Source organism: Nonomuraea sp. NPDC023979 (assembly GCF_040639085.1).
Taxonomy (GTDB): Bacteria; Actinomycetota; Actinomycetes; order Streptosporangiales; family Streptosporangiaceae; genus Nonomuraea; species Nonomuraea ceibae.
This window is the reverse complement of the sequence record NZ_JBEZZG010000021.1, coordinates 158,958-166,380: the sequence shown is the minus strand read 5'-3', so window position 1 is coordinate 166,380 and position 7,423 is coordinate 158,958. Positions and strand designations below refer to the sequence as shown.

At 67.4% G+C, this 7,423-nt stretch carries 5 protein-coding genes; all 5 read right to left on the bottom strand.

The features are described from left to right. Positions 1-403: 403 nt before the first annotated feature. The 5 genes from AB0G11_RS31230 to tig all read right to left on the bottom strand — a co-directional run bounded on the left by AB0G11_RS31230 (position 404) and on the right by tig (position 7,348). Positions 404-2,971 (bottom strand): valine--tRNA ligase, encoded by a 2,568-nt coding sequence (locus tag AB0G11_RS31230; RefSeq protein ID WP_357590204.1) that lies wholly within the window; start codon positions 2,969-2,971, stop codon positions 404-406. Positions 2,972-3,061: 90 nt separating this feature from the next. Beyond that, positions 3,062-4,345 carry an ATP-dependent Clp protease ATP-binding subunit ClpX gene (gene clpX / locus AB0G11_RS31225; protein WP_049576077.1) on the bottom strand — a complete coding sequence of 428 codons (1,284 nt, stop codon included), beginning with the start codon at positions 4,343-4,345 and terminating at the stop codon, positions 3,062-3,064. A 183-nt stretch (positions 4,346-4,528) separates the two neighbouring features. Further along, a complete protein-coding gene (locus AB0G11_RS31220) occupies positions 4,529-5,152 on the bottom strand; it encodes an ATP-dependent Clp protease proteolytic subunit (RefSeq protein WP_219516066.1) in 624 nt (207 codons plus the stop codon). 11 nt (positions 5,153-5,163) lie between these two features. Continuing rightward, positions 5,164-5,796, bottom strand: coding sequence for an ATP-dependent Clp protease proteolytic subunit (locus AB0G11_RS31215; RefSeq protein WP_219516065.1), 633 nt, complete (start codon positions 5,794-5,796; stop codon positions 5,164-5,166). A gap of 175 nt (positions 5,797-5,971) precedes the next feature. Further along, complete coding sequence (tig, locus tag AB0G11_RS31210; protein ID WP_219516063.1) at positions 5,972-7,348, bottom strand: trigger factor; 1,377 nt, start codon at positions 7,346-7,348, stop codon at positions 5,972-5,974. Between the last annotated feature and the right edge of the window lie 75 nt (positions 7,349-7,423).

Sequence of the window (7,423 nt, the reverse complement as noted above, 5' to 3'; positions counted from 1 at the left end):
GGCAACATTATCTCCGTCATATTTGACGAGGTGTTGCATGAAAAACTTCATGCACTGGCTTTTGACACACTGTTGAGTTCTCAAGAAACGGACGCGTACTTCCTTGACCGAGACCGTGGGTCTCAGCGCCGGAGGCGCTCGTTTCAGCTCCGCTAGCTTATCAGATCCGGACGATCCTTGTCAAACCGCCCGATCCGGTAGCTTCCGGACGCCCCTTCCGAGGCAACCCTCGTAACTTACCCGAACTTTCGCGCCGTGTCCAATCACGCTCTGACACGGCCGGTTGCCCGGAGATCCGTTGCAAGGGGTTTGGGGGCTGAACCGCCCCGCGTGGAAAACTGTAGCAGCCTCTGGACCGTGGAAGGTCCATTCTCGGTAACGAATGAACCTTCCCCTCGTCCGGCTAGCTCAAACCCAGCGCGGCGAGCTGGGACTCGAGGCGCTCGATGTCGGCGGCGGCCTGGTCGGCCCGCCCCCGCACCTTGGCCACCACGTCGGCCGGCGCCTTGGCCATGAACTGCTCGTTGCCGAGCTTGCCGGCGACCTGGGCGGCCTCCTTGCGCGCGGCGGCCAGGTCCTTCTCCAGTCGCTTGCGCTCGGCGACCACGTCGATCGCGCCCGCCGTGTCGATCTCGACGCCCACCCCGCCCACGGCGAACCTGGCCGTCGGGTTGAAGGTCTCCGACGGCTCGGTGAGCCGAAGCAGCGAACGGGCGGCCGACTCCTGCCCCTCGAGCGGGGTGCCGGCCAGCGCCAGCCGCGCGGCCACCTTCTGGCCGGGCTTGAGGCCCTGGTCGGAGCGGAACCGGCGCACCTCGGTCACCAGCTCCTGCAGCGCGACGATCTCCGCCTCCGCCTCGGGATCGGCGTAGCGCTGATCGGCCTGCGGCCAGGAGGACACCACGACGGACTCCCCGCCGGTGACCGCCCGCCACAGCTCCTCGGTGACGAACGGGACGAGCGGGTGCATGAGCCGCAGCAGCGCGTCGAGCACGTGCCCGAGCACCAGCCGGGTGTGCTCCAGCCCCTCGCCGAGCTGGATCTTGGCCAGCTCCAGGTACCAGTCGCAGACCTCGTCCCAGGCGAAGTGGTAGAGCAGGTCGGATGCCTTGGCGAACTCGAACTCCTCGAACGCCTCGTCAGCCGCCTTGATCACACTCTGCAGCCGCGACAGGATCCACCGGTCGGCCGCCGTCAGCGTGAGCCCTTCGAGGGGGCCGACGGTGGCGCCGTTCATCAGCGCGAACCGGGTGGCGTTCCAGATCTTGTTGCAGAAGTTGCGCGAGCCCGCCGCCCACTCCTCGCTGACCGCCACGTCCGCGCCGGGGTTGGCCCCGCGCAGCAGCGTGAAGCGGGTGGCGTCGGCGCCGAAGCGCTCCACCCAGTCGAGCGGGTCGACGACGTTGCCGAACGACTTCGACATCTTCTTGCCGTACTGGTCGCGGACCATGCCGTGCAGGGCCACCACGCGGAACGGCGGCTCGCCGTCCATCGCGTACAGGCCGAACATCATCATCCGCGCGACCCAGAAGAACAGGATGTCGTAGCCGGTGACGAGCACCGAGGTCGGGTAGAAGCGGGCCAGCTCGGGCGTGGCGTCGGGCCAGCCGAGCGTCGAGAACGGCCACAGGCCGGAGGAGAACCAGGTGTCGAGCACGTCCGGGTCCTGGACGTAGCCCTCCGGCGGGGTCTCGTCGGGGCCCACGCAGACGACCTCGCCGCCCGGGCCGTACCAGACCGGGATGCGGTGACCCCACCACAGCTGCCGGGAGATGCACCAGTCGTGCATGTCGTCGACCCAGTCGAAGTAGCGCTTGGCCAGCTCCGGCGGGTGGATGCGGGTGCGCCCGTCGCGCACCGCGTCGCCGGCCTCCTTGGCGAGCGGCGCCACGTTGACGAACCACTGCAGCGACAGCCGCGGCTCGACCACGGTCTTGCAGCGCGAGCAGTGGCCGACGGAGTGGACGTACGGGCGCTTCTCGGCGACGATGCGCCCCTCGGCGCGCAGGGCCGCGACCACGGCGGGCCGTGCCTCGAACCGGTCGAGCCCCTCGAACGGGCCGTGCGCGGTGATGACGCCGCGCTCGTCCATGACGGTCAGCGACGGCAGCGAGTGGCGGCGGCCGATCTCGAAGTCGTTGGGGTCGTGCGCGGGCGTCACCTTGACGGCGCCGGTGCCGAAGGCCGGGTCGACGTGCTCGTCGGCGACCACCGGGATCATGCGGCCGGTCAGCGGCACCTCGACCAGGGTGCCGACCAGGTGCGCGTAGCGTTCGTCGGACGGGTGGACGGCCACGGCGGTGTCGCCGAGCATGGTCTCGGCCCGGGTGGTGGCGACCACGATCTCGTCGGAGTAGCGGATCGAGACGAGCTCGCCCTCGTCCTCGCTGTGCTCCACCTCGATGTCGGACAGCGCGGTCAGGCAGCGCGGGCACCAGTTGATGATGCGCTCGGCGCGGTAGATCAGCCCGTCGTCGAAGAGCTTCTTGAAGATGGTCTGCACGGCCCGGGACAGGCCCTCGTCCATGGTGAAGCGCTCGCGCGACCAGTCGACGCCGTCACCGAGCTTGCGCATCTGGCCGAGGATCTGGCCGCCGGACTCCTCCTTCCACTCCCAGACCCGCTGGACGAACGCCTCGCGGCCCAGGTCGTGGCGGGACAGGCCCTCGGCGGCGAGCTTGCGCTCGACGACGTTCTGCGTGGCGATGCCGGCGTGGTCCATGCCGGGCAGCCACAGCGTCTCGTGCCCGCGCATGCGGGCGCGGCGGCTCAGGGCGTCCTGGATGGAGTGGTCGAGCGCGTGACCGATGTGCAGCACGCCGGTGACGTTGGGCGGGGGCAGGACGATGCTGTACGGCTCCCGCGAGCTGCCCGGGTCGGCGTGGAAGTAGCCTTCGGACACCCATCGCTCGTAGCTTCGGGTCTCGACGTCGGCCGGGGTGTACTGGGTAGGCAGCTCTGGCGTTGTCACAGTGACCAATTCTAGGGAGACGGGAAAGGGAAACGCCCCATGGACCGGGTCCACGGGGCGTTGCCGCTGTCGCGGCGGCTCGGCGGCGGCTCAGGCCGACTTCTCGCGCGGAGTCCGCTGCTGCTTGGCGGCGAGCTGGTCGCGCGGGACGAGCGTCGGGATGGCGTGCTCCAGGACCGATTCGCGGGTGATGACCACGCGGGCCACATCCTGCCGGGACGGTACCTCGTACATGACCGACAGGAGCACCTCCTCCAGGATGGCGCGCAGGCCGCGGGCGCCGGTGCCGCGCAGGATCGCCTGGTCGGCGATGGCCTCGAGCGCGTCGTCGGTGAACTCCAGCTCGACCCCGTCGAGCTCGAAGAGCTTGCGGTATTGCTTGACGAGGGCGTTGCGCGGCTCGGTGAGGATCTGGATGAGCGCCTCGCGGTCGAGGTTGTGCACCGAGGTGATGACCGGCAGGCGGCCGACGAACTCGGGGATCATGCCGAACTTCAGCAGGTCCTCGGGCATCACGTCGGCGAAGATGTCGACCGAGTCGATCTCTTCCTTGGAGCGGATGACGGCGTTGAAGCCAATGCCCTTCTTGCCGATGCGCGACTCGATGATCTTCTCGAGGCCGGCGAAGGCGCCACCGCAGATGAACAGCACGTTGGTGGTGTCGATCTGGATGAACTCCTGGTGCGGGTGCTTGCGGCCGCCCTGCGGGGGCACCGAGGCGGTGGTGCCTTCGAGGATCTTCAGCAGGGCCTGCTGCACGCCTTCACCGGAGACGTCGCGGGTGATCGACGGGTTCTCGCTCTTGCGGGCGATCTTGTCGACCTCGTCGATGTAGATGATGCCCGTCTCGGCCTTCTTGACGTCGTAGTCAGCGGCCTGGATGAGCTTGAGCAGGATGTTCTCGACGTCCTCGCCCACGTAACCGGCCTCGGTGAGGGCGGTGGCGTCGGCGATGGCGAAGGGCACGTTGAGCATCTTCGCCAGCGTCTGGGCGAGCAGCGTCTTGCCCGAGCCCGTGGGGCCCAGCAGCAGGATGTTGCTCTTGGACAGCTCCAGGCCGTCGTCTCTGCCCCGGTCGCCGGACTGCACCCGCTTGTAGTGGTTGTAGACCGCCACCGAGAGCGCCTTCTTCGCCTTGTCCTGACCGATGACGTAGGCGTCGAGGAACTCGAAGATCTCCCTCGGCTTGGGCAGGTTGTCCCACTTGAGCTCGGAGGACTCGGAGAGCTCCTCCTCGATGATCTCGTTGCAGAGATCGATGCACTCATCGCAGATGTAGACGCCTGGACCGGCAATGAGCTTTTTGACTTGCTTCTGGCTCTTTCCACAGAACGAGCACTTCAGCAGGTCTCCCCCGTCGCCGATGCGTGCCACCCCAGATACTCCTTTGCGTGGGACCGCCCTGCTCATCGAGCAGTGTCGCCGGACATCCTCCGGACTAGGCCGAACCGCTCAGGTTTCGACGTTACCGTCTTCTGGGCCCTCAGTGAGCCCCCTAGCGGCGAGTCGCACCGGAACGTGCCCTATTGGGCACCGCTCCGGTGCGGGTCGTCTCGTCTAGGAAGCCACAGCCTGAGCTCGCTTCTTCCTGGACGGGATGATGTCGTCGATCAGACCATACGCCTTTGCCTCATCCGCGTTGAGAATTTTGTCGCGTTCGATGTCCTTGCGGACTTCGGCAGAGGTCTTTCCCGAGTGCTTCGCCACGATGTCCTCAAGGAGGGTCCGCATGCGAAGGATCTCGCGGGCCTGGATCTCGATGTCGCTGCCCTGGCCGCCGCCCTCGGTGGACGGCTGGTGGATCAGCACCCGGGCGTTGGGCAGCGCGAAGCGCTTGCCCGGGGTGCCGCCGGCCAGCAGCACGGCCGCCGCGGAGGCGGCCTGGCCGAGGCAGACGGTCTGGATCTCCGGCCGGACGAACTGCATCGTGTCGTAGATCGCCGTCATGGCGGTGAAGGAGCCGCCCGGCGAGTTGATGTAGATGCTGATGTCACGGTCGGGGTCGAGGGACTCCAGCGTCAGCAGCTGCGACATGACGTCGTTGGCCGACGCGTCGTCGATCTGCACGCCGAGGAAGATGATGCGGTCCTCGAACAGCTTGGTGTACGGGTCCATGGTCTTGGTCCCGTAGGACGTGCGCTCGGTGAACTGCGGGAGCACGTAGCGGCTTTCGATGTTCACAGTAGATACCCCTAGGAAACCGGGCCCTGCGAGGGCACCTGCCGAGCACTGCGCACGACATGGTCGATGAAGCCGTAGTCCTTGGCCTCGTCGGCCGTGAACCAGCGGTCGCGGTCGGAGTCGGCCTCGATCTGCTCCAGCGGCTGGCCGGTGTGGAAGGCGATCCGCTCGGCCAGCGTCTTCTTCACGTAGAGCATCTGCTCGGCCTGGATGGCGATGTCGGCCGCGGTGCCGCCGATGCCGCCCGAGGGCTGGTGCATCATGACGCGGGCGTGCGGCAGCGCGTAGCGCTTGCCCGGCGCCCCCGCCGAGAGCAGGAACTGCCCCATCGAGGCCGCCATGCCCATCACCACGGTGGAGACGTCGTTGGGCACGTACTCCATCATGTCGTAAATCGCCATGCCGGCACTCACGGAGCCGCCGGGCGAGTTGATGTAAAGACTGATGTCGCGATCCGGGTCGTCGGCGGCCAGCAGGAGCAGCTCGGCGCAGATCCGGTTGGCGATCTCGTCGTTGACCTCCTGGCCGAGCACGATGATGCGCTCGCGCAGCAGGCGCTGGTAAAGCTGGTCCTCAAGCCGGAAGGACGTGCCGTTCTCACGGCCTCGCGACTCAGGCTGATAGAAGGTCGGCGGGCTGGTCACAGCGTCACCTTCCGATGCGTCGTAATCGATGGGCTTTGCTTGTGACCCTAACGCGCGCCGCCCCCCGGTCATGCCCGGTCCACGTACTGTTCGCTGACGGCGCAGGTCGGGTCTCCGGCACGCGCGAAGCCCCCAGGCCAGGGGCTTGGGGGCTTCGCGCGCGCTGGGGCGGGGATCAGGCCTCGGCCTTCTCCTCGGACTCGTCCTCTTCCTCGACGACCTCTTCACCGTTGATCTCGGTGTAGATGGCCTTGAGGTCGACCTCGTTGCCCTCGGTGTCGACGACCTTGGCGGCGTCACCGATGACGGACTTGGCCTTGTCACGGACGATCTCGACCATGGCCAGCGTGAGCTGGTCGTTGTCGGCCAGGTGCTGGGCCAGCTGGTTGGGCTGGACGCCCATCTCCATGGCGCGGCGCACCACGAAGTTGGTCAGCTCCTGCTCGGTCACGCCGAGCTCCTCGGCCTTGACGATCTTGTCGAGCACGAAGCCGACCTTGATCGCCTTGGCGGAGCTGGTCTCGAACTCGGCGAAGCGCTCCTCCTCCGTCGTCTGGTAGAGACGGAAGAAGGCGTCACGGCTCAGGCCGCTCTCGGCGATCTGGTGGTCGAGGTTGTGCTTGCGGGCGTCGATCTCGGCCTTGAGCGCGCTGTCGGGGATCGGGATGTCGATCTTCTCGAGCAGCGTGTCGAGGGCCTTCTCGCGGGTCTGGACGACCTGCTCGATGAGCTTGTTGCGGCGGGCCTGCTCGCGGATGCTCGCCTTGAGCTCGTCGAGCGTGTCGAACTCGCTGGCCAGCTGGGCGAACTCGTCGTCGAGCTCGGGCAGGACCTTCTCCTTGACCGACTTGACGTTGATGATCACGTCAGCCTCCTCGCCGGCGTTGGCGCCGCCGACGAGCTCGGTCCTGAAGGTCTTCTCCTCGCCCGCGGACATGCCCTCGAGGGCGGCGTCGAGGCCCTGGAGCACCGAGCCGGCGCCGACCTCGTACGAGACCTCGCTGGCCTGCTGCTCCTCGATGTTCTGACCGTCGATCTCGGCACGCAGGTCCATGACGACGAAGTCGCCGGTGGCAGCGGGCCGCTCGACGCCGGTCAGCGTGGCGAAACGCTGGCGCAGCGAGTCGAGCTGGGCGTCGATGTCGGCGTCGGAGACCTCGGCGGCGTCGACGGTGACCTCGGCGCCCTTGTAGTCGGGGACGTCGAAGTTGGGCCGGATGTCGACCTCGGCGGTGAACTCGATCTGCTCACCGTCCTCGATCTTCGTGACCTCGATGTCGGGCTGGCTGACCGGGAACACGTCTACCTCGTCCACGGCCTGGCCGTAGAGCTTGGGCACCGCGTCGTTGAGGGTCTCCTCCAGCACTACCGCCCGGCCGAAGCGCTGCTCGATGATGCGGGCCGGGACCTTGCCAGGACGGAACCCGGGGACGCGCACCTGCTGCGCGACCTTCTTGTACGCCGCATCCATGCTCGGGCGCAGCTCGTCGAACGGCACCTCGACAGTGAGCTTCACCCGGGTCGGGCTGAGCTCCTCGACAGCGGTCTTCACGGGGTGGTCTCCTTGATCAAGCTTCTGGTGATCGCGGGCGCGTCCATTCGGTACGGCTCGCGCGCCGCGCCCACG